Raw genomic sequence first — 22,573 nt, forward strand, 5'->3', positions numbered from 1 at the left:
CCCCTTTGCGTCTTAATTCGATGCAAGTCGCTTATCTATACAAGTCATTATCCTTGCGAGCGTATAATTTCATTTTGCGCTGCAACTTTCTTTTTCCACTGCTCTGCACGACGGGTACGATCGGCGACTTGTCCGACCAATTGCCCACAGGCAGCATCAATATCATCACCACGTGTCTGACGAATCGTACACACAAAACCTGCATCAGACAAAGTTTTTTGGAAAGAAATAATTCGATTTCGGCTAGAACGCCCATACGGTGCGTGCGGAAATGGATTAAATGGGATCAAATTAATTTTGCTTGGCAGGTTCTTGAGTAACTGAATCATTTGCTGTGCATGTTCAGGATGGTCATTCACACCATCTAACATGACATATTCAATGGTCACGTGTTTACGGGCACTTTCATTGCCATCTTTGCCAATATAACGCTGACAAGCCGCAATCAATTGTTCCAACGGATATTTTTTGTTGATTGGAACCAGCTCATCACGTAATTGGTTATTGGTGGCATGTAAAGAAATTGCTAGGGCAACATCAATGTCTTGTGCCAATTGATCAATTTTAGGCACTACGCCCGAGGTAGATAAGGTCACACGGCGCTTAGACATACCATAGGCAAAGTCATCTAACATGATGCGCATAGAATTCAAAACAGCATCGTAATTCAGCAATGGTTCACCCATGCCCATCATCACCACGTTGGTCACAGAACGCTCACGCTCTACCACTGGCACATCTTCCATGTAGGAATAGTTTGCCATCCACAACTGACCAATAATTTCGGCTTGAGTCAAGTCACGCTGGAAGCCTTGTTTACCTGTAGAGCAAAATGAACAGTCTAGCGCACAACCCACTTGCGATGAAATACACAAGGTTTTGCGTGAGCCAGTTTTATCTTCTGCAGGAATCAAGACAGTTTCGACGAGTGAGCCTTCACCTTCGCCCACACGGAACACCCACTTACGCGTACCGTCTTTAGAATAGTTTTTATGCACCACTTCTGGCGCTTTAATTTCACAAATCTTTTCCAGTTTTTCACGTAACTTGCCCGAAATATTGGTCATTTCGGCAAAGTCTGTAACAAAAAACTGGTGAATCCATTTCATCACCTGCCCTGCACGGAATTTCTTTTCGCCTAACTCTTCAAAGAATTTTTCCATTTGTGGACGTGACATGCCAAGGAGATTCACTTTCTCTGCAGTATTGGACTGTGCAGGAGCGGATGCAGATGCTTGCTGAACATCTGTCGCAGATGCAGCGAGGACTTCTGTACTCATGTGTGTATTACCTAAACCATGTCTAAAGATGAAAGGAGATGCTCAAGAGGTGAGCAAGGGTTTATTCAGAAAATAAAAATTCGGAGAATAAAAAACCAGATAAGCATAATAACACTTATCTGGTTTGAATACTGCGTATTAACGAGTACGTGGGCAAACTTCAGTTTGAGCAAAGAAGTAGTTTACTTCACGCTCTGCAGATGCAACTGAGTCTGAACCGTGAGCAGCGTTTTCGTCGATGCTTACAGCGAAATCTGCACGGATTGTACCAGGAGCAGCTTCTTTAGGGTTTGTCGCACCTAAAATTTCACGGTGAGCAAGAACTGCGTTTTCACCTTCAAGAACTGAAACAACAACTGGACCAGAAGTCATGAACGCAACTAGGTCACCAAAGAAACCACGTTCTTTGTGCTCAGCGTAGAAGCCTTCAGCTTCAGCTTGAGAAAGGTGTTTCATTTTAGTCGCAACGATTTTAAGACCAGCTTTTTCGAAACGAGCAAAGATGTCACCGATGTGGTTTTTAGCAACTGCATCTGGTTTTACGATAGATAAAGTACGTTCAATAGCCATGATTGGCTCCTTAAGTCAATGTTGACGCGAAAATTTTGCCGCATTATACCGAATAATGGGCTGTTTTCTGCTTTTGATGTGTAAAAAAATTGCTTTTTTCGATATGAAGCAAATTATGCAGATCGACATCGGATAAATCCGTCTGGCTTCACAGCACTATTTTTAACGTGCTTCGTCAATCCACGCCATTTGAATGGCTTCTAACAAACCTTCTGTCGATTTTTCTGGGTTATCTTCAAACTCAGGTAAAGCGCAGACCCACGCGTGTAAATCGGTAAAACGAATCCATTGTGGATCCACATCGGGATGTGCTTCATATAATTCAATCGCAATGTCGATGCTATCTGTCCAACGTAAACCCATGTGTATTCCCTATTCTATTTAAGACAGCGACTACTTTAACAAATTTCACCAAAGCTGCCTGCCTTTCTGTATCTGATCTATAACTTTTCAAATATGATTTACACACATAAAACCATACTTAATGGTACTCAATCACATACATCTGATACTCGGAAACGTCATCCACAACCTGAGCAAAAACAAGCACTGCTTTGTTTGCAGCGCAAGTCAACAATGGAGCAGTAATCCAAATATGGAAAATCGCTTTTATGATGAGTAGCGTTACTCCGCAAGATGATGTTCTCGCGAAACACTCAGCTTCTCATTTTGCTGAATGAAAATATGTGTAGTAAAGTAGGTCGAACCGAAGGTTTATCCAACTGTTTGACCGTAATTAATAGGACTCCGTTATAACTCTTTAGCCCTCTAATCAATAAATTCATACTCAAGTTCTTAATATAAACTTGAGATACAAACCACTTATAAAACAATATTTACATAAGGTGCAGCCAAAATAATCGCACTCGCTACAGCCCCTCCAATCATCGCCCCGACGGCCACATCACTTGGATAGTGCAAACCTAAAATCATACGGGAAATAGCTACCAAAATCGTAAAGGGCAACATCAACATCAACAATACTGGCTGGATATAACCCAACACTGTGGTGGTCATTACTGCATGTAATGTGTGACCCGATGGAAAGCTAAAATGATCTAGCGGGCGCTCACCTAAACGAATGACTTGGTGAACCTGATAGGGACGTGGACGCACTGTTTTTTGTTTGAGGTATTTATAAATACCTGTACCAACCGAGCCGCCCAATAAGAGATAAATAATTTGTAAGCTGTAGCCAATGCCTTGCATGATCCATGCACTTGCTAGCATGACATACCAGAACACACCATCGCCCAAACGGCTAATAATTTTAAAAAATTGTGCCACCCTCTGCGAGTGGGAAAAATGGTTAAGATACAAACAGCCTTTTAAGTCGAGATCCAGCATTCTTATTTTTGCATTTTTAAACTTCATCAGTTCTCTCCTTTTGGCGCATAACTAAGATGGCATGTATCGCTCCTCTGCCACTTGATATAACGCCTGCTCAAATTGTTGGACTGGGTGTTGCCAGCCAATATTTAAAGTCGCTTTGCGGGCCTTTTCGCCCATTTGTCTAAGGGTTGTAATATCGGGAAGTCGGTGGATATGACCGACCAAATCTTCTGGCTGACCGAGTGGACTCAACCAACCTGTTTCATTCGGTTTTATATGTAAACGTGCACAAGCATAGTCATAAGCAATGACAGGTAAGCCACTGGCCATGGCTTCTAACACGACATTGCCAAAGGTTTCGACCTGACTGGCAAAGGTAAATACATCAGCACTGGCATAAGCTTCTGCAAGCGCTGTGCCACTTAAACTGCCAGTAAAAATAATATCGCCATGCAAATTCATGGCTTCTAGACGCTGACGATCGGGCCCATCACCCACCACCACCAATTTCACAGCTTGTTCCGTTTTTTGGGGCATGCTGTGGTAGGCATCAATAATCACATTGACTTCTTTTTCTGGCGATAAACGCCCCACATACAACATCACTCGTGTGTTTTCATCTGCCCCCCAGCGTGCTCTAAGTGCTGTTGAACGAAACTCAGGAGAGAAGTGCTCGACATCAACACCACGCCCGACAATCACCAATGGGCCTTCTACGCCAAACTGACGCAATGATTTTTCTGTGTCATGACTCGGCACACAGGTCAGCAAAGTATTGTTATGGAACCACTTTAGATAGTGTTGTATCGGTTTAAGTAAAAAAGCCAAATCAAAAAATCGGCTAAAATCCTGAAATGCAGAGTGAAAACCACTGGAAACAGGAATACCTTTTGATTTTGCCAAATGCAAACTAGCAAGCCCCAAAGGCCCTTCAGTCACAATATGCACTACATCTGGTTCAAACTCATCTAGCGCCTGCGAGAGTTTAGACCACTGTGGCCAGCCAAATTGTAAATTATTATATTTAGGAATCGCTTGGGCTTTAACCAGACACTCTTTATAAGGCTGAAACTGGCCATCATGCTGTTTTTGTTCAGGGCGTATGAGCAGAATTTTATGCCCAAGTGTCTGTAAACCTTTGCACAATTGCTGCAATGAACGTGCTACACCATTAATTTCGGGTGGCCAAGTTTCTGTCACGAGGGCAATTTTTAAACGTGGGCGGACAAGGTCTGAGAGTTCAGATTGAGGCTGGCTATTTTTTTGTTGTTGATCTTGTTTGAAATAAAATTTAAATGCATCGCTGTAACGCTCTAATTTACTGCTCTGCTTTGCCAATACATTGCTCATCGCCTTTCTGCTCAATTCTTATTTTATGCTAGTTAGCCTAATACAGCAGCATTGCAATAATATGATGCTTTGGTGACATGTTTGTCATTTTTTATACAATTTTAAAAGCTAGAAACCCCATAATTTGCTGTTAGTCGGCCCAAGAACAGATGAAAAAAAGCAGATATTCAATACCTGCCTGTTCAATACATTATCATGAGCCTGCTGCACATTAAAACATCTAAAACAGTAAGTTAACGTATAACTCATCGGTATAGCGTCCTGCTGGCGTTGTCAAACTCGGCTGTTCATCTAACCTTACCGCTACACTGTATTTATGCCCTGATGCAGAAGTCTGTCCTTCAATTGGCGTGTTCCACAGATTATTTTTTGCACCCATAATGCGCATACTGGTACGTAAACGGTGAGCACCATTGTTTACAAAACTGCTGCCGTGCTTGTCCCGTAAATTACGACTACTAAACTGAATACTATAACCACGATCACAGCGCACATTAAAACTGGTTGCCGTCTGACTACGGTATTGAGCGCTCATTTGCAATAAAGACTCACTCACCGAACCAATGGTGCAGGCCTGTGCAGGAACACAGACCCAACAGCCACACAACAACAGGCTTATTTTTTTTACGATCTCTAATCTTTTCATTTTTCTCACCCTCACTCATCATGCTGACATGCTTACTGACAAATCAAATCCATTTGCGTTGTTTGCGGAACCGTGCCAGCTTTAACTTGAGGTACTTCAAGCTGACTATGGCAAATCTTTCCACCTTTGGTTTTGACTTTTAGCGTATAGCTGCCGGGTTTCACACCATATAAATGTACATTTCCATCACTGCCCACAGGTACAAACTCAGTGGTATCACGACTTAAATACACCTCACTTCCCTGCACAAACGGCTGCTGATCAGCTGTAAGTAAACGTAATATAATCAATCCTGTACGCTGCACAGGAAAATTCACTTTATAACCACGTTGATTCATACCAATCACTTTTTGGCTTGAATATTCAAAGCTGTCATACATGTCTAACTGGTCTTGATCAAAAGACACGTCGTAATTGACGTAAGGTACAATGTCATGCACAAACACATAGCCTTTTTGATTGGTTTTGCCGACTGGTGTTAAAGCCCGTTGTACTTCTACATTTGGAATATCACCGACATTTACCAATGCAAAGGCATTGTCTACGTATTTGGTCATGGCCCATTTTCGATCTAACCAAACCACTGCACCCTGATAATTGGCTTGACTATAGCTAAAACGCTCACTTTCATCGTGGCTTAAATATAGATTACCCATAGGCATTCTTAGCGCCGTATAAGCATTTACCCCAATCTCATCTTCTGCTTGTTGGTGGCGCACAGCAAGCGTGTAATCCACACCATTTTGAGCCAGACTACTTTGTGCATAACGCAACTGCGTCTGTTCATCAAAGTTATGAGAAAGTTGCGCACTGCGGCGTTGGTCAAACTGATAGTTCAGGGTTAAATATGCCCCGTCACTATCCTCTATTTTTAAATCTTTATAATATGAAAATGACATTGAAGCCTGACGCCCAAACATACGCGAAAAACCGACCGTAAGCATTTGGCTATCTGCAAAACTATTTTCAGTATTGGAGTGATAACGACGTTCCAAATAGTTCACGTTTAAGGTGTTGATTAAAGGAACATTAAAAATACTGACATAGGCCAAATTGTCATATTCCACCGTTTGTGTTGCATCGCTATAACCCAAGCCTCGGTATTCAGGGCTGTAATACTTATGACTGGCACCGAATGCAATCCGACTGCCATTACGGCTTATTGAAGTACCATAGGTATAGCCATCGCCCCAGTCACTATGACTAGAAGCTGCATGCGTATCTAACAAGGCATATTTGCTGATAGCCTGTGTCCATAACAAACCAACATTTTGCACATCCTTGCTGTAACTTAAATTAGTGCCTAAGGTCGTGCTGTCAGTAATCCCGCGTCTGAAATAAAGGTTGCCAAAAAACTCACGATAATCATCTGACACGTAGTCATAGTCATAACGCAACTTGCCTGCAGAAAAGTTATATTCATTTAACCCAGGTTTGAGTAATTGCGTGGTGACATAGACAGGAAAGGATTGCACGGTACGGTTACCCAATACATCTTCCACCACCACCTGCGCCTCACCCGACTGCTGAATATTGGCGCCTGTATTTAAACTATAGTGTCCGGGTGTAATCTGTTGTTGATATAAATTGATGCCGTTAATGTATAAATCGACTGTCGATGGCAGTACCGCACTGCCCCTTAAGGTGGGTACATTCCAATAAATAAAATCTGGATAACTACTAAAATTTGAACCAAAAGATACACCGCCAAATCTAAATGTATCTAATAATGGATTATAAACACTGGTGTTATCACCCAAGGTTAAACGCTGATAACGTGATGGAAACTCTATTTCAAAACTGGTATTCAAACGCAGTAACTTATCTTGGTCTTGTTCTGCTTCTTTGCGATACATCATGGCATTTTTAAAAATCCAGTAATCCTTAAAAATACCAAGCTCCGCCAAGCCATTTAATTCATTATGGTTATCATAACGCGCATACAGTACGTCATAATTTAAAAAGCCACCCAAGTCCGCTTTAGAGGGAATCGCATGCGTTTGGGTAAATTGTGCATCAATAAAATAGCTGGCTGGTACAGTCAGTTTAATGGCTTGCAGTGCAGAATCTTGCTCAGACTGAATATCGTTAGTGGTTACTGAACAAAACTGCGTTTGTGCGCTGTGTTGTTGTAAGCGCTCTTGCAGCAAACCTAATTGTTGCAAGACCTCACATTCCATATAGCGTTGCCCATCCTGCTGCAATACCAGACTTTCAACGACACGATCAACGCCATTTAACCAAACACTATTTAATACCATTTCAGGCTGAGCAGCAGCGGCTTGTAATGGTATCCCCCACAGGACACATTGCAGCGCAAAAAACAGTCGAGTTCTATGCATGATTTAGCCCTTCATTTTTAACTCAATGGCTTGCTCACTTTTATCTGTTTCAAGTTTGAGTATGTAATTTTTCAAATCACTGAGTTTGATTTGCCCCATATCAAAGCTATGTTTTTGTTGATTTAACAAATATTTCATTTCACTAGAGGTTGCGATAGCTTGTTTTTTCTGGTCTAGAATGCTGATCGAAGAAATTTGCACATGTGATGCAGCATGATTTTCTATCTCTAAAAATAAGCGGTTATTCTGATAACGCGGGGTTGCCGTTACATTAATTGCATCTTGCTTGCCTACAAACAAAGGGACTGAAATCGTAAATAAAAACTGCAAAGCGTCTTCTTCCACCACAGGGGCAATTTCTTTAAAAACAATACGCCAAGTTTTTTCTTGCGCCATTTCTTCCTTAGAAAGTGGTCGGCTAAAACCTACGCGTATCACTTGTTGTGCATTCGGTTGTAAAACAAAGTTTTTAGGATTAATTAAGATGTCTTGTTCTGGTTCTAGCACATCTTCACCCTGTGCATTTTGCGACCATTTATAGGCAGACATTTCAAAGCTTTTCGGTTCAGTAAGATCGGTGGCTTCCATGACTACTGTTGCACTGCGTTGTCGTGCTTTATCGCCCAAATACATTTGCGTAGGTGAAATGACCAAGTTTGCATAAACAGCTTCTACACATAAGCAACCTGCAACCAGCATATATTTCAATAATCGTTTCATACTTCCCCCAGCAATGTCTTATTTTGTATTTCTTTAGACTAAAAAGTTGACTCCACCCTGTCGGTAAAGCCAACTTATTCAGATTGAGTTCAAGCGAATTAGAATGACACTCGAATGTTGTATTTATCGGTGTAAGTACCCGCTGGTTTAGAAATACCTACGCTGTCACTTTTAACCAAGACATTATAAGTATTCCAGCCATTGTTACCTGGCGCAATGTTGGTTTTCTGATCATTTAACTGAATCACAGACGATGAACCCGCAAGCGTGGTTTCAACGGTTAAACCCACTGCATGATTACCTGATATCGCTTGAGATTTGGTTGATTTGCTCCCCACACGGTTATCGGTATCGACCATTAAGTTGTACTTTGCATTCGCTCCAACCAAAAATTGACCTGAAGATTCTGCACCATCTTTTAATGAGATACTTGGTGTTTTCACTTTCAGTTCACAGCGCTTAGGCACAATCACTTGAATTGGAATACTTCCTGTACATGGCCCTTCGTTACATACTGGAGTTGGTTTAGGGTCTTTAGGAGGAGTATGACCACCTCCCGCCATTGTTACTGTTGAAAAAGCGCCGAAAACCACCACAGCTGCAGCTGTTTTAATAAATTTAGACATGTCATTTCTCCATAAACTTTTATAAAAACCATTTTTTAATCATTCACTCACTTGAGATGTCGTTAGAATTATTGAAACTCAATCCTTAGCGAGTTTCTTCATTGTAGGTATTTCTCACAAAAATCCATCTATATGCTCCATTTCACACAATTTTGAATAAACTTTGAATTTCAGCAAATTAGGAGATTAAAGTACTGTTTTAAATGACATCACAAAAAACTAGGGAGCAGCTTACTCCCTAAAATTTGTGACCCAAATTTTAGGGATAATAAAAAAATATATTTCTTTACACCTAGATTAAGATTTTGTTTTTATTGATTTTTAATTTATCTTTATTTTAACTTTTGTTACACTTTAAGTCGGTTTATTTTTAACTGAATGGTTAAATTATGATTTTTAGTCTATTTTTTACTATACTTTTCACATATTTGATTCGCTATCTCCTATCACATTCGACAGACTGAGCGCTTTTTAACATCAAATCTCACCAATTACAGGGATTGCCTCTCGCTATAAAAAACTATGTTTTGAGCAACTAAATTTATCGTTAAGATCAAATTTTCACACCACTAAATCAACGAAGAAATAATTGATTATTCATCTATATCGGTAAAGTGAGTGATAAATCTTGCTCGATGTTTAGCGAGCTCATAAGGTAATCGCAGACAAAATAAAACCCCATTCAAGCACTGCCTGAATGGGGTCATCACACCTGAGTCAATTCTCTTCACTCAGGCACACAAGCGTGACTTATTTAACGTAAGTCAACCAGTGTGCATATTTGTCATTCTTACCTTGAACTGCATCAAAGAAAGTTTTTTGAATTTCAGTGGTAATTGGGCCACGTGAACCACAACCAATCACACGGTCATCATATTCACGAATTGGGGTGACTTCCGCTGCTGTGCCTGTAAAGAAGGCTTCATCGGCAATGTAGAATTCATCACGAGTAATACGGCGTTCAACCACCTCATAACCCAAGTCTTTAGCAATGGTGATCACTGTTTGACGCGTAATACCATCTAAAGCACCGCCTGCGATGTCTGGTGTGTGTAAAACGCCATCTCTAATTAAGAATACGTTTTCACCAGAACCTTGGCATACATAACCTTGTGGGTCCATCAACATGGCTTCATCATAGCCTGCTTGCGCGACTTCTTGGTGTGCAAGAATAGACAAGGTGTAGTTACCTGAAGCTTTGGCTTTACACATAGTCACGTTTGGATGATGGTGCGTAAATGATGAAGTTTTAACGCGAATACCATTGGCCATCGCTTCTTCACCTAAATATGCACCCCAACCCCAAGCGGCAACAGCAGCATGAATGGTGTTATTGGTTGCAGCGATACCCAATTTTTCAGAACCAATCCAGATTAATGGACGTAAGTAGCACGATGAAAGTTTGTTTTCACGTACCACGTCAATTTGCGCTTGCTCTAAAGCTGCTTGATCAAATGGTACTTTCATTTGATAAATTTTGGCAGAGTTTAACAAACGCTTAGTATGGTCCTGAAGACGGAAAATCGCAGTTCCGTTTGGCGTTTCATAAGCGCGGACACCCTCAAACACACCCATACTGTAGTGTAAAGTATGCGTTAAGACGTGAATTTTTGCATCACGCCAGTCAACCAATTGTCCATCTTGCCAAATAAAACCATCACGATCAGCCAAATTCATGGCACACACTCCAAATGTTTATACATAGTCATTTTAATCCAACGCAGACATTGCAGTCGGATCAATTAATCTTTGCCATAACTTGCAAACGACCTCACGGGTATCGTACCAGTCCGCAGCATTGACTTGCATGGATTGATTTGCAAGGGCTAAGCGGTGGCTTTCGGCTCGTTCACGGAGATAAGCTTGAATCAATGCTGTCGCATCGTCGCTGGATAAGCAACCTGTTTTTGCGGCATCTTCAAGGATTCTTACGTTGTCGGAATAATGGGCGAGATCAGGATTCGACCCACTCCAGGCTAATACCGCATACTGTGCCATAAATTCGATATCAACGATACCACCTGCATCCTGTTTTAAATGAAAAATTCCATCTTTTTTTTGCTCTTTGGATGAACCCAAATGATCTTTCATTTTTTGACGCATTTTCAGCACTTCACTGCGCACATGTGCTTCTTCACGTGGCTGAGTCAAAATCTGACAACGCAATACTTCAAACTTGTCACGTAAACGTTGCTCACCCGCAATACTGCGCGCACGAACTAAAGCTTGATGCTCCCACAACCATGCACTTTTAAGCTGATATTGTTCAAAAGCACGTAAACTGGTGACCAATAAACCTGCTTCACCCGAAGGACGTAAACGGGTATCGACCTCATAGACACGGCCATCTAGGGTTTGTGTGGTCATAAGCGAAACAAACTTTTGCGCAACCCGCATGGCAAATTCAAAACCACTGATAGGTTTCATCCCATCGGTATCGGCTTGCTCATCCATGGCATGCACAAAGACCAAATCCAAATCTGAACCATAGCCCAACTCGATCCCACCGACCTTACCATAGCCAATAATCGCAAAGGCATTATGTTCTAAACCACAGCGCTGCCCTTCACTGTCGAGTGGATAACCATGCTTTTTGGCCGTAATTTGATACGCCAATTGTAAAGCTGCATTTACTGTTACTTCGGCAATATCCGTCAGCGCATCGGACACTTTCATCAAGTGGCTTTCTGCCAATACATCACTGGCTGCAACCGTGAGCACATTGGATTTTTTGAATAAACGCAGCACCCGCATTAAATCTTCAACTTCATCCAGCTCAATGCGCAGCAATTGCTGGCGTAGCGAATCTTCCAAATCACTGCGCTTCGGCAATTCAAAATCCATGGATAAAAATTCATCCAACAACACAGGATATTGGGTCAGTTCTTCACAAATCCATGGACTAACCGTGGCCATTTTCACCAAGCGCTGTAAAGCTCCCTTGCTTTCAATCAGCATCACCAAATACACGGTACGGCGCAGCACTGACTCAACCAATGGCATTAAGCGCATCAATGCCATTTGTGGATGTTCCGATTGCAACACCGCTTCAATCAAGTGTGGCCAAAAGGTTTTTAAACGCTGTAAAGCTTTGGCTGTAAGTTTTTTAATGCCGTGCCCATACCAAAACTCATGTACTAGGTTTTTCGCCTGATCATCCAGTACCGCATTCAGTTGTTTTTCTAGCTGACTATAATTTTCTAGCAAGGAATCAGGTTCATTTTCTTTAATTAAATGTTCAAACTGATAAATCACTTTGACACGCTTTTCATTCAGGGTCTGCATGAAGCTGTCCCAGTCAGCAAAACCCAAGGTATCGCTAATACGTGCACGTAGTTCAGGTTCGGTAGGTAGGGCTTGGCTTTGCTGATCATTCAAGGCTTGAATAGCATGTTCAACCCGACGCAGGAACAAATAGGCATCTTCTAAATCCAGTACGGCTTGCGGCTCTAATAACTCTGCCTCACCCAAATGGCGTAAATTGACTAAACATTGACGGTCTTGCAATTCCAGCTTTGAGCCACCGTAAATCAGCTGAAATACCTGTACGATAAACTCAACTTCACGAATCCCCCCCGCACCCAGTTTAATATTGTCTTCAATATTACGGCGCTGCACTTCGCGCTCAATCATGGCTTTCATTTCGCGCATGGCTTCAAAGGCGGTGTAATCGACATATTTACGAAATACGAAAGGTCGGGTCATCTCCAACAGTTCATCGCCTTCTTGCCCGCCCGTGATAATACGTGCCTTAATCCATGCATAGCGCTCCCATTCACGTCCATGCTGACTTAAGTATTTTTCCAATGCCACATGACTAATGGCCAAAGCTGAACCATCGCCCCACGGACGTAAACGCATATCAACACGAAATACAAAACCATCGGCAGTGATGTGATCTAGCAGATAGATCAGCTTTTGTCCCCATAAAATACAGAATTGCTGTACTTCAATGCACTTGCGTCCGTTGGTTTCGCCTTGTTCATCAAAGGCAAAAATCAGGTCGATGTCACTGGATAAATTCAGCTCCTGTGCGCCATGCTTACCCATAGCCACCACAATCAAATCCTGCACTTTGCCGTTATATCCCATTGGTTCGCCATGTTTGGCAACCAGCGGAACTCGCGCAAAATCTTTGGCAACTTGCACACAAATATCGGCAAAATCAGAAAGTTCTTGCGTCAGTGTCACCACATCAGTCAGTTGATTGGCATCTTGCCAAATCCAGCGGAACATTAAACGGGCACGTAAAATGCGCAGGGTTTTCATCCACAGGGTTTCATCACTGATGTCTTGTAAAGTCGAAATGACCAGTTGATGAATATAATCTGCACTCAGAGGTTTCAGAAATTGGTCAATTGCATAATCCTGTTGTAACAGGGCTTCGTGATTTGCCAAGACTTGTTCTGCGTATTGACTGGCATGTAATGTTTTTTGCAATTGTTCCGCATTCATTTTCACAACCTAAAACCGAGCTTTATTTTAAAGTTTTGTCAAAAGACAACTTTCTAGTTATAACAGCAGTTGCCTGCAACAAGGAAATAAAATTGCAGTGATCTGCAAAATATCTCTATTTTGAAAATATACCCATAAAAAAACCGAAGCCTAAACTTCGGTTTGATTTACTAAATACAATGCTTATTCAGCATCTAGCATCAAATCTGCGCTCATGCCTACCGTATTAAAGCCTGCATCGACATACAGAATTTCACCTGTAATACCGTTGGCCCATGGTGAGCATAGGAATAACGCGGCATTACCAACATCTTCAATCGTCACGTTACGTTTTAACGGTGCAACTTTTTCATTCAGGTCTAACATTTTACGGAATGATTTAATGCCTGATGCTGCAAGGGTACGAATTGGACCTGCAGAAATTGCATTCACACGAATACCTTCTGCACCCAAGCTTGAAGCTAAATAACGTACGCCTGCTTCCAAAGAAGCTTTGGCCATACCCATCACGTTATAGTTAGGCATAACACGTTCAGAACCTTGATAAGTCAGTGTCAATACGCAACCTTGGCGGGCTTGTAATAATGGTTTTGCAGCACGTGCCATTGCAATTAAGCTATAAGCACTGATGTCATGTGCAACTTTAAAGCCATCACGGTCAGTAACATCGGTAAAGTCACCATCTAAAGTATGTGCAGGTGCAAAACCAATAGAGTGAACCAAACCGTCTAAACCATCCCAGTGTTTCGCCAATTCAGCAAATGTTTGCTCAATTTCTGCATCTACACCAACATCACATGGCAAAACAATACTTGAACCAAATTGTGCAGCGAATTCATCAACACGTTTTTTGAGTTTTTCATTCGGATAAGTAAATGCTAATTCTGCACCTTCACGATGCAATGCTTGTGCAATACCAAATGCGATAGATAATTTACTTGCAATACCTGCAATTAAAAAACGCTTACCCGCCAAAAGACCTTGTGCCATGTGAAACTCACCTAGATATATTTCGCTGTATCATGCCAATTCTGAACACAGAGTGAAATTGCATAATGCGCCTTTTTTTGCAGATTATGTAAAAACTTGGCAACAAAAAAAGAGGCTATTGCCTCTTTTTTGCAACATCCGCACAGCTTTGCGTGTGTATATAGAGCTTAGTCTTGATTCATAATAAAAAAATATTGGCGGTAATATTTCAGCTCGGCAATCGAATCGCGAATGTCATCCATCGCCAAATGCGAAGCGTTCTTTTTCAAACCGCTCATAATTTCAGGGCGCCAGCGCTTTGCCAGTTCTTTGACTGAAGACACATCCAAATTACGGTAATGAAAATACTGTTCCAATTCAGGCATTAAACGGTGCAAGAAACGGCGGTCTTGGCAAATTGAGTTACCACACATTGGGGATGTTTTTGGATTCACCCATTTCTTTAAAAACTCAATGGTTTGCTGTTCTGCATCCTGCGCAGTGAGTTTGCTGCGGCGCACACGCTCAATTAAACCTGACTGCCCATGCTGACGCGTATTCCACTCATCCATAGCATTTAAAATGCGGTCAGGTTGATGCACTGCAAGCACAGGCCCTTCTGCCAAAATATTCAGATGATCATCGGTCACAATGGTGGCCACTTCAATAATCTGGTCATTGTCGGTATCTAGACCGGTCATTTCCAAATCAATCCAAATCAGGCGAGTATCAGGCGTGCTGCTCATAAATGTGCAATCTTATTCGGCTTAAAAACAACATAGTAGCAAATTTCTTGCTTCTTGGCTGTAACTGTGCCCCCGCTTCATGCTATTTTTGCCATCCTGAGCTCATGGTTTTTAGGATATGAATGGCTTTAATTCGTAAACGTCGATTGACTGAACAGCAGCAACGTCGAATTGAAAAACAACACAAGTCACGTCAGGCAGATATTGACACCTCACATGATTTAGAAGGCTTGGTGGTACAACACTATGGCCGTCAACTGGAAGTGCAAGCATTATCTGTCCCTGAAATTCATCCTGAAAAGCCTATAGTCCAAGCAGGCGAACCAGAGCCTTTTTGGAAACCCATTGAAATTGGCAGTGTTTGGCGCTGTCACACCCGTACCAATTTAGAATTATTGGTGACGGGAGATCGAGTGAAATGGCAGGCCGACCCAAATACAGGTTTGGGCATTATTAGCGCGATTCATCCACGTCAGTCTTTGCTGACCCGACCAGATCGCTACCATAAGGTCAAACCTGTTGCCGCCAATATCAGCCTGATTGTTATTGTGTTTGCGCCTTTGCCTGAACCTGCACCGGGCTTAATTGACCGCTATTTGGTTGCCTGTGCCGATGCAGACATTCCAGCCCTATTGGTCTTAAACAAATCTGATTTACTGCAAGAAAACGACCCAATTTTAGACTTGCTTAAGGAATATCAGGCCTTGGGCTATGAAGTTATGCAAACCCAGTCCGATGGCAATTTAGACCATTTAGCCGCACGTTTAGCAGGTGAAACTGTAGCCTTTGTGGGGCAATCTGGCGTAGGCAAAAGCTCGCTGATTAATGCCATCGTGCCAGAAGCGGCGCAAAAGACCAATATCATTTCGGAAAACTCAGCCCTTGGGCAGCACACCACCACTTCTACCCGCTTAATTGGCTTTGGCGAAGGCGCTGCCTTGATTGACTCGCCAGGTATTCGTGAATTTGGTTTGTGGCATTTAAGTGCAGATAAAATTCAGCACGGTTTTCCTGAAATTGAAAATTTGCTGGGACATTGCCAATTCCGTAACTGTACCCATAAACACGAAAAGCAATGTGCGTTGCGACAGGCAGCCGCACAGGGTGAAATTTTGCCGCGTCGTTTGGACAGTTATTTAAGACTCTGTGATGAAATTGCCGAAGCGCAACAAAAAAATTAATTTTATTATGGCGCTGCCCTTGAAGCGGTGTTTTTGATCGCCATATTTATACGCTATACTCTTGAACAATTTTGAAATTGTAATTAGGTGACTTGTGGAACGTTGGTTCGAATTTATGGGGAATCATCCCTTCTTATTTGGGACACTGGCCGTATTGGTAGTGTTGTTCTTTGTGTTAGAAGGTCAACGCAATGGTCGTAAAATTTCCCCACAATCTTTGGGTATTTTAGTCAAAGCTAAAAATGCCATGTTGATTGATTTACGTGATGCCAAAGATTTCCGTGAAGGTCATATCAGTGGCAGCCGCAATATTCCCTATAGCCAAATTACCAAGCATGTTGAAGAGCTAAAAACCTCAGATCGTCCATTGGTCTTTATCTGTAACTTAGGTCAAGTTGCAGGCAGTGCTTTACAACAAGTCGCTCATGCAGATGCCTATCGTTTAGATGGCGGCATTAGCAACTGGAAAGCACAAGGTTTACCTTTAGTAAAAAGCAAATAGTTATCCCTCATATTTTTCGCAAGGAGAACGATCATGGCTGAAGTCACTATTTATTCAACGACTGTGTGTCCATACTGCATTCGTGCAAAACAACTCCTTGAGCGTAAAGGCGTTGCCTATAAAGAAATTAATTTGTCGAATGAAGCGCCTGAAGTACGGGTTGAATTAATGCAACGTACCAATCATCGTACTGTTCCACAAATTTTCATCAATGACCAGTTTATTGGCGGCTTTGACCAATTATATGCGTTAGATCGCGAAGGCAAGCTCGATCAATTATTGGCATAAACATAACACTATATAACCAACTCGTAAGGATTTAACATGAGTGAAGAACAACAAGCTCAACCACAATTGGCATTAGAGCGCATTTATACCAAAGACATTTCTTTTGAAGTTCCTGGGGCACAAGTATTTACCAAAGAATGGCAGCCTGAACTTAACATTAACCTGTCATCTTCTGCAGAAAAAATAGACCCAACCCACTTTGAAGTGGCATTAAAAGTTGTGGTTCAAGCCAACAACGGTGGCGATACTGCATTTATTGTTGATGTTACCCAAGCTGGTATTTTCCTAGTTGATGGCGTTGAAGAAGAGCGTTTACCGTATATTCTGGGCGCATACTGCCCGAACATTTTGTTCCCATTCTTACGTGAATCTGTAAATGATATGGTAACCAAAGGCAGCTTCCCGCAATTATTGCTCACCCCAATCAACTTCGATGCCGAGTTTGAAGCCAATATGCAACGTGCGCAAGCTGCTGCAGCAGAAGGCCAAGCTTAATTTACGCTGTATTTAAGCTAAAAACCGCTGAAATTTCAGCGGTTTTTTTATGTCATTAACTTATGGATATACGATAAAGGTTAAAACTCATCATCCTGTGATGGATCACGATATAAAGCATCATGTATCGCCTCAACCAATTGCTGTGCAATTTCTTGCTTCGAGGCTTTTTCCAAATCACGTTTTTCCATGTGGTAGCTTTCAGCAAAAAATACGGTCATGGCATTTTCATCTGAAGCAAAGCCAATATCGGCACGGGAAACATCATTGCAGGCAATCATATCTAGCTTTTTCGCCACCAATTTACCCGCTGCATATTCTTCTACATTGCGAGTTTCTGCCGCAAAACCCACCATAAATGGACGTTTTTCCTGCTGAGCAATAGTCGCAACAATATCTGGGTTTTTCACCAAGGCCACATTCAGCTCATCGCCTGACTTTTTAATTTTGTGTTCTGCAATTTCTGCCACGCGGTAGTCGGCCACTGCAGCTGTAGCAATGAAAATATCACAGCCCTTTTCTAGCATTTGCAAACTGGTATCTAGCATTTGAATAGCAGAAGATACATTTATCCGCTGTACGCCATTCGGTGTATCTAAACTCACTGGGCCAGTAATGAGCGTAACTTTTGCTCCTGCCGCATAACAAGCTGCAGCCAGCGAGAAGCCCATTTTGCCGGTACTGTGGTTAGAAATATAACGCACAGGGTCTAAAGCTTCACGGGTTGGCCCGGCCGTAATGGTGACGTTTTTTCCTGCTAACATGCCAAACTTTTCCACCAAGGCACGCTGTGCCTGATGAAAATACTGGGTGACCTGATGGGCTAAATCTTCAGGCTCAGGCATACGCCCTAAACCGACATCGCCACAGGCTTGTTCGCCTGCGTCAGGCATAATCACATGCACGCCATCTTCCACCAAAGTGGTTAAATTACGCTGTGTGGCTTTGGCCGCCCACATTTGCTGATTCATGGCAGGTGCTACCCAAACAGGGGCATTAGTGGCTAAATATAAAGTGCTGAGTAAATCATCGGCCAGACCTGCAGCAAACTTGGCTAAGGTGTCACAGCTGGCTGGTGCAACCAATACTAAGTCCGCCCAACGAGCCAGTTCAATATGCCCCATGCCTGCTTCGGCTTCGGTATCTAGCAATTCAGTATGCACAGGATTACCCGACAGTGCCTGAAAAGTCAGTGGTGTGATAAAGGCTTGCGCACCTTTGGTCATAACCACACGAACACTAAAACCCGCATCTTTTAAACGACGTACTAAAATCGCACTTTTATAGGCCGCAATACCGCCTGTCACAGCTAAAATAATGTTTTTATGAGGGATGACGCTTAAATCGAAGCTCACAAACAAGCCACCTTTTTGTTGCAGTGGCGCTCACAATAGCATTAAATAATGTCATTCCCAAGAGATCTGCTTGGATTAAATTTTCAAATTTAGAATAAAAAAGTCAAATAACAATGCATTTATCTATTAAACATTGGCCTGAACAAGAACGGCCGCGTGAACGTCTCATTCAGCAAGGTGCTGCCAGTTTATCTGATGCCGAACTATTGGCTATTTTCCTACGCTCTGGCTCACAGCAACATTCAGCGGTGGAGTTAGCACGACTGCTGATTCAACATTTTGGCAACTTAACCGCCTTATTAGATGCCCCAATCACAGAGCTGTGCCAGTTTCACGGCATGGGCAGCAGCAAATATTCGCAGCTCATGGCAGTCAAAGAGCTTGGACGGCGTTATGTGGCTGAACATTTAAAACAAGAGACCATAGAGCTGAGCAATTCAAAACGCCTCATGGAATATTTACGTTTTGAACTTTTAGGTGAAACACGTGAGGTCTTTGCTGTACTTTGCCTAGATGCCTGTTTAAGAAAAATTAGCTTTAAAAAACTGTTCTATGGCGCGCTAAATTCTTGTGAAATTTCCATTAATCAATTGTTGCGTTTTGCGATTAGCCAACACGCAACGGCAATTGTGATTGCACACAATCATCCTTTCGGATTGCCACATCCCTCACGTGCAGATTTAGTCCTGACACAGCAGATACAACAGGCCTGTCAGTTGCTAGAACTACGTTTGATTGATCATTGCATCATTTCGAGTGAGGGCAATTTTTCCTTTGCCGAGCAACAATTGCTGAAATTTGAGCACACTTAAAATTTGTATATTGACAAAGCCTGCACAAGCACAGAAGATCATCAAAAAATTGTGATGATTCTAATAAAATGATAGTCGATCAACCCAGCGTATTTAACTTATTATTTTCGTGGCGGGGCACGATTTTACCCAAGGTCTTGCCACCTTTAGGGGTAGTGATGTTACTCTCCACCATTATTGGTGGTTTGTCCTATATTGGTTACTTTCATTTTCCTGAATTGCCCTTAGTCGGCTTTACCTTAATTGGTGTCGTCCTATCGATCTTTCTTGGCTTTAAAAACAGTGCCTGTTATGACCGCTGGTGGGAAGCACGTAAACTCTGGGGCATGCTGATTGCCAATGCACGTCATTTTGACCGTGACTGCCGTATGCTGACTCAGGCACGCCGTGAGCGTGTGATTCAGCATGTCATTGTATTTGCCAACGTACTACGTGACCGACTGCGTCATCAAACCGCCAATCCTACCGAATTAATACAAACCAGTGGTATGAGCCAGCAAGCGATTACCCAACTGTATCAACAGGCCAACGCACCACAATACACCCTAAGTCTGATTCAATGGGAGTTGATGCAAGCCCTAAAAGAAGGTGAAATTTCCGATATTATTTACACCCAAATGAATCAGCACGTGACCGAACTCAGTTTGGTGCAAACGGGCTGTGACCGTATTGCCACCACACCACTGCCATTTGCTTACTCCGTATTGCTGAATCGTACTGTGTACTTTTTCTGTTTTATGCTGCCGTTTAGTTTGGGGTCTACGCTCGGATTGGCGACCCCACTTTTGGTCGGTATTTTAGCCTATACCTTTTTAGGCTTAGATGCGCTCAGTTCTGAAATTGAAGAACCTTTTGGTACGCAAAGTAACGACTTACCATTAGATGCCATGGTGCGTACCATTGAAATTGAATTATTGGGTACTTTGGGCAAACCAACCCCACCGCCTATTCAAGCTCAAGACAATAATTTGCTTTAATTTATTACCCCTCCCTAGCCCTCTTCTATACGGGGAAGGAACTCCTTCTTCATCTGGGAGAAGGTTGGGATGAGGGAGTTATTAAACAAAACTCTCCCAGATCCCGACTTGCCCCTCTTTCACTCGTGGAATATTACCCAGTTTAATCCATGGCATATTTTCACCATGAAAATCGCTGCCAACGGATACTTTTAGGCCATGTTCAGCAATCATACGATCCACCATTTGACGGGTCGAAGTAGGGTCAATATTGGGTGGTAACTCCACAGCATCTCCCCCATATTTGGCAAAAATTTCAATCAAATAACGAATATTGGTGGCAGATAAATCATAACGAGTGGGATGCGCCAACACAGCAAAGCCCTGACTTTCGTGAATTACCCGAATGGTGTCTTGCAGGCTCAAGCCATCAAATTTCACATAGGCTTTTTTGCCTTCTTTAATATATTTATCAAATGCTTGCTGAACACGTGTCACAAAACCTTTTTCTTGCAAGGTTTTGGCAATGTGTGTACGTGTAATCCGATCTGCCACACCCTCGACTTTGGCCAGTACATCGTTATAAATATCTTGCCCAATCAGCGGAGTCAGCAAATCACAAATTTGCTTGGCACGTTCTGCACGAATTTGTTTTTGCTGTTCAAGTACCGCCTGCAACGGCGCAGGATTTTGCATATTCAAGGCCACCACATGCACGCTGTAACTCTTTTTGGTGGCAGGCCGTGACCACTGACTCGAAATTTCCACGCCAGAAACAATCTCTAAAGCCTGTCCCTGTGCAGCTTGTCGCGCTAACAGCACGCCATCCATCGTGTCATGATCAGTCAATGCCAAGGTGTGAATACCCTGTTGAATGGCTGCAGTTACCAGTTCTGCAGGTGACAAAGTTCCATCAGAAATATTACTGTGTGTATGTAAATCTACGCCGTGCATCACTTATACTATGTCATTTATTTGATCAGATTTAGATACTCTAACATGAAAGCACTTTTAGACTTTGTGCCCCTCATTATTTTCTTTTATTTATACAAAACTGTAGATCCAAAAGACACCGACCATCAATTATTACAACTCATCGGCTCTGCAGGCGGTGTCGATAATAATCATATTCTTGTGGCAACCACAGGTCTGATCATATCCATGTTAGTGGTGTATGGCGCATTATTTGTCATGCAAAAATTCCGCCTAGATAAACAACAATGGATTGTGTTGTTTATGACTGTCATTTTTGGTGGTGTCACCTTAATGCTGAGCGATGACTTTTATATCCGCCTCAAAGCCGCCATTTTAAATATTGTCTTTGCCGGTGCTTTTTTACTGTCGCCGTGGTTCAGCAAAGACCGTAAACCCCTTATTCAACGCTTATTTGGCCCAGTGTTCAACTTAAGTGAAACAGGCTGGAAAAACCTGAATTATGCATGGGCTGCGATGTTTGCTGTGATGTCCTTCCTGCATGTGTTTTTTGCATTTTTATTTATGGATGGAAAATATTGGGGAGAATTCACCGCTTTTGGTGACATGATCGTAATGTTTTCCTTTATCATTGTGCAGTTTATTGTATTGCGCAAATACTTTAAAACATCTGAATAATTTCTGATCTGCAATATTCGAGAGTAGCTATGCCTTTATTTGTTCTAAGTTGTACTGACCGTGAAGGTACACTGGAAAAACGTCTTGCGACACGTCCTTTACATTTGGCACGTTTGCAACAGCTAGATGCAGAAGGTCGTTTGATTGTGGCGGGCGCTATGCCTAAAGACCCAAGCAATCCACAAGCAGGTTTTTATGGCAGCACCATGATTGTCGACTTTGATAGCCGTGAAGCCTTAGACGCATGGTTACAAGATGAACCTTTCTTAAAAGAAGGCGTGTACAGTCATATTGACGTCAAGCCATTCAACAAAGCCTTTCCTCAAGGATAAGCAAT

Annotated in this window: 23 protein-coding genes; 8 read left to right on the forward strand and 15 right to left on the reverse strand. The window is 42.3% G+C overall.

The genetic code is table 11. From position 1 onward, the window contains the following. Positions 1 to 47 precede the first annotated feature (47 nt). From rlmN to orn, 13 genes are all read right to left on the reverse strand, one after another. A complete protein-coding gene (rlmN, locus tag HHA43_RS08855) occupies positions 48 to 1,280 on the reverse strand; it encodes a 23S rRNA (adenine(2503)-C(2))-methyltransferase RlmN (RefSeq protein WP_168461613.1) in 1,233 nt (410 codons plus the stop codon). A gap of 138 nt (positions 1,281 to 1,418) precedes the next feature. Continuing rightward, positions 1,419 to 1,850, reverse strand: a complete 432-nt coding sequence (gene ndk, locus HHA43_RS08860; protein ID WP_004975092.1) for a nucleoside-diphosphate kinase — start codon at positions 1,848 to 1,850, stop codon at positions 1,419 to 1,421. 162 nt (positions 1,851 to 2,012) lie between these two features. After that, the gene (gene iscX, locus HHA43_RS08865; RefSeq protein ID WP_104852473.1) at positions 2,013 to 2,213 is read right to left on the reverse strand and encodes a Fe-S cluster assembly protein IscX; all 201 of its coding nucleotides are present in this window, start codon (positions 2,211 to 2,213) and stop codon (positions 2,013 to 2,015) included. Between the two features lie 459 nt (positions 2,214 to 2,672). Then, the gene (locus HHA43_RS08870) at positions 2,673 to 3,224 is read right to left on the reverse strand and encodes a phosphatase PAP2 family protein (protein WP_168418432.1); all 552 of its coding nucleotides are present in this window, start codon (positions 3,222 to 3,224) and stop codon (positions 2,673 to 2,675) included. Positions 3,225 to 3,248: 24 nt separating this feature from the next. Next, entirely contained in the window at positions 3,249 to 4,532 is a 1,284-nt protein-coding gene (locus HHA43_RS08875; protein WP_168542409.1) for a glycosyltransferase family 4 protein, read from the reverse strand. A 220-nt stretch (positions 4,533 to 4,752) separates the two neighbouring features. Then, positions 4,753 to 5,178 carry a hypothetical protein gene (locus HHA43_RS08880; protein WP_104470588.1) on the reverse strand — a complete coding sequence of 142 codons (426 nt, stop codon included), beginning with the start codon at positions 5,176 to 5,178 and terminating at the stop codon, positions 4,753 to 4,755. Between the two features lie 32 nt (positions 5,179 to 5,210). Then, positions 5,211 to 7,520: a fimbria/pilus outer membrane usher protein gene (locus HHA43_RS08885; RefSeq protein ID WP_168542411.1), complete on the reverse strand. Its 2,310-nt coding sequence runs from the start codon at positions 7,518 to 7,520 to the stop codon at positions 5,211 to 5,213. 3 nt (positions 7,521 to 7,523) lie between these two features. Continuing rightward, complete coding sequence (locus HHA43_RS08890; RefSeq protein WP_168542413.1) at positions 7,524 to 8,240, reverse strand: molecular chaperone; 717 nt, start codon at positions 8,238 to 8,240, stop codon at positions 7,524 to 7,526. Positions 8,241 to 8,338: 98 nt separating this feature from the next. Next, entirely contained in the window at positions 8,339 to 8,866 is a 528-nt protein-coding gene (locus HHA43_RS08895) for a hypothetical protein (protein WP_168542415.1), read from the reverse strand. A gap of 750 nt (positions 8,867 to 9,616) precedes the next feature. Continuing rightward, complete coding sequence (locus tag HHA43_RS08900) at positions 9,617 to 10,543, reverse strand: branched-chain amino acid transaminase (protein WP_168525977.1); 927 nt, start codon at positions 10,541 to 10,543, stop codon at positions 9,617 to 9,619. 33 nt (positions 10,544 to 10,576) lie between these two features. Continuing rightward, positions 10,577 to 13,321: a bifunctional [glutamate--ammonia ligase]-adenylyl-L-tyrosine phosphorylase/[glutamate--ammonia-ligase] adenylyltransferase gene (glnE, locus tag HHA43_RS08905; RefSeq protein ID WP_168542417.1), complete on the reverse strand. Its 2,745-nt coding sequence runs from the start codon at positions 13,319 to 13,321 to the stop codon at positions 10,577 to 10,579. Positions 13,322 to 13,504: 183 nt separating this feature from the next. Further along, complete coding sequence (locus HHA43_RS08910; RefSeq protein ID WP_168418425.1) at positions 13,505 to 14,311, reverse strand: enoyl-ACP reductase FabI; 807 nt, start codon at positions 14,309 to 14,311, stop codon at positions 13,505 to 13,507. Positions 14,312 to 14,478: 167 nt separating this feature from the next. Further along, positions 14,479 to 15,036: an oligoribonuclease gene (gene orn / locus HHA43_RS08915; RefSeq protein WP_004976254.1), complete on the reverse strand. Its 558-nt coding sequence runs from the start codon at positions 15,034 to 15,036 to the stop codon at positions 14,479 to 14,481. A gap of 122 nt (positions 15,037 to 15,158) precedes the next feature. On the opposite strand from orn, the gene rsgA reads away from it, so the two are divergent. The 4 genes from rsgA (at position 15,159) to secB (ending at position 17,502) form a co-directional block, all read left to right on the forward strand. After that, on the forward strand, positions 15,159 to 16,217 hold the full coding sequence (gene rsgA / locus HHA43_RS08920; protein ID WP_168418424.1) for a small ribosomal subunit biogenesis GTPase RsgA: 1,059 nt from the start codon (positions 15,159 to 15,161) through the stop codon (positions 16,215 to 16,217). A gap of 94 nt (positions 16,218 to 16,311) precedes the next feature. After that, complete coding sequence (locus HHA43_RS08925) at positions 16,312 to 16,719, forward strand: rhodanese-like domain-containing protein (protein WP_168418423.1); 408 nt, start codon at positions 16,312 to 16,314, stop codon at positions 16,717 to 16,719. Between the two features lie 33 nt (positions 16,720 to 16,752). Then, the gene (grxC, locus tag HHA43_RS08930) at positions 16,753 to 17,007 is read left to right on the forward strand and encodes a glutaredoxin 3 (RefSeq protein WP_004976247.1); all 255 of its coding nucleotides are present in this window, start codon (positions 16,753 to 16,755) and stop codon (positions 17,005 to 17,007) included. Between the two features lie 36 nt (positions 17,008 to 17,043). Further along, on the forward strand, positions 17,044 to 17,502 hold the full coding sequence (gene secB / locus HHA43_RS08935) for a protein-export chaperone SecB (protein WP_070153851.1): 459 nt from the start codon (positions 17,044 to 17,046) through the stop codon (positions 17,500 to 17,502). 80 nt (positions 17,503 to 17,582) lie between these two features. Here secB and coaBC read toward each other — a convergent pair whose 3' ends face one another. Then, positions 17,583 to 18,857, reverse strand: a complete 1,275-nt coding sequence (gene coaBC, locus HHA43_RS08940) for a bifunctional phosphopantothenoylcysteine decarboxylase/phosphopantothenate--cysteine ligase CoaBC (protein WP_168418422.1) — start codon at positions 18,855 to 18,857, stop codon at positions 17,583 to 17,585. Between the two features lie 113 nt (positions 18,858 to 18,970). Here coaBC and radC point away from each other — a divergent pair, with 113 nt between their 5' ends. After that, complete coding sequence (radC, locus tag HHA43_RS08945) at positions 18,971 to 19,669, forward strand: RadC family protein (protein ID WP_168418421.1); 699 nt, start codon at positions 18,971 to 18,973, stop codon at positions 19,667 to 19,669. A 68-nt stretch (positions 19,670 to 19,737) separates the two neighbouring features. Further along, positions 19,738 to 20,646: a bestrophin family protein gene (locus HHA43_RS08950; protein ID WP_168418420.1), complete on the forward strand. Its 909-nt coding sequence runs from the start codon at positions 19,738 to 19,740 to the stop codon at positions 20,644 to 20,646. A gap of 81 nt (positions 20,647 to 20,727) precedes the next feature. On the opposite strand, the gene HHA43_RS08955 is transcribed toward HHA43_RS08950, so the two are convergent. Further along, entirely contained in the window at positions 20,728 to 21,579 is an 852-nt protein-coding gene (locus HHA43_RS08955) for a PHP domain-containing protein (RefSeq protein WP_168542419.1), read from the reverse strand. Between the two features lie 45 nt (positions 21,580 to 21,624). Here HHA43_RS08955 and HHA43_RS08960 point away from each other — a divergent pair, with 45 nt between their 5' ends. Both HHA43_RS08960 and HHA43_RS08965 read left to right on the forward strand, forming a co-directional pair. Continuing rightward, positions 21,625 to 22,236: a septation protein IspZ gene (locus HHA43_RS08960; RefSeq protein WP_168542421.1), complete on the forward strand. Its 612-nt coding sequence runs from the start codon at positions 21,625 to 21,627 to the stop codon at positions 22,234 to 22,236. 29 nt (positions 22,237 to 22,265) lie between these two features. After that, positions 22,266 to 22,568, forward strand: a complete 303-nt coding sequence (locus HHA43_RS08965; RefSeq protein ID WP_019838031.1) for a YciI family protein — start codon at positions 22,266 to 22,268, stop codon at positions 22,566 to 22,568. The last annotated feature ends 5 nt before the right edge of the window (positions 22,569 to 22,573 follow it).

The organism is Acinetobacter sp. A2 (assembly GCF_012371325.1).
Taxonomy (GTDB): domain Bacteria; phylum Pseudomonadota; class Gammaproteobacteria; order Pseudomonadales; family Moraxellaceae; genus Acinetobacter.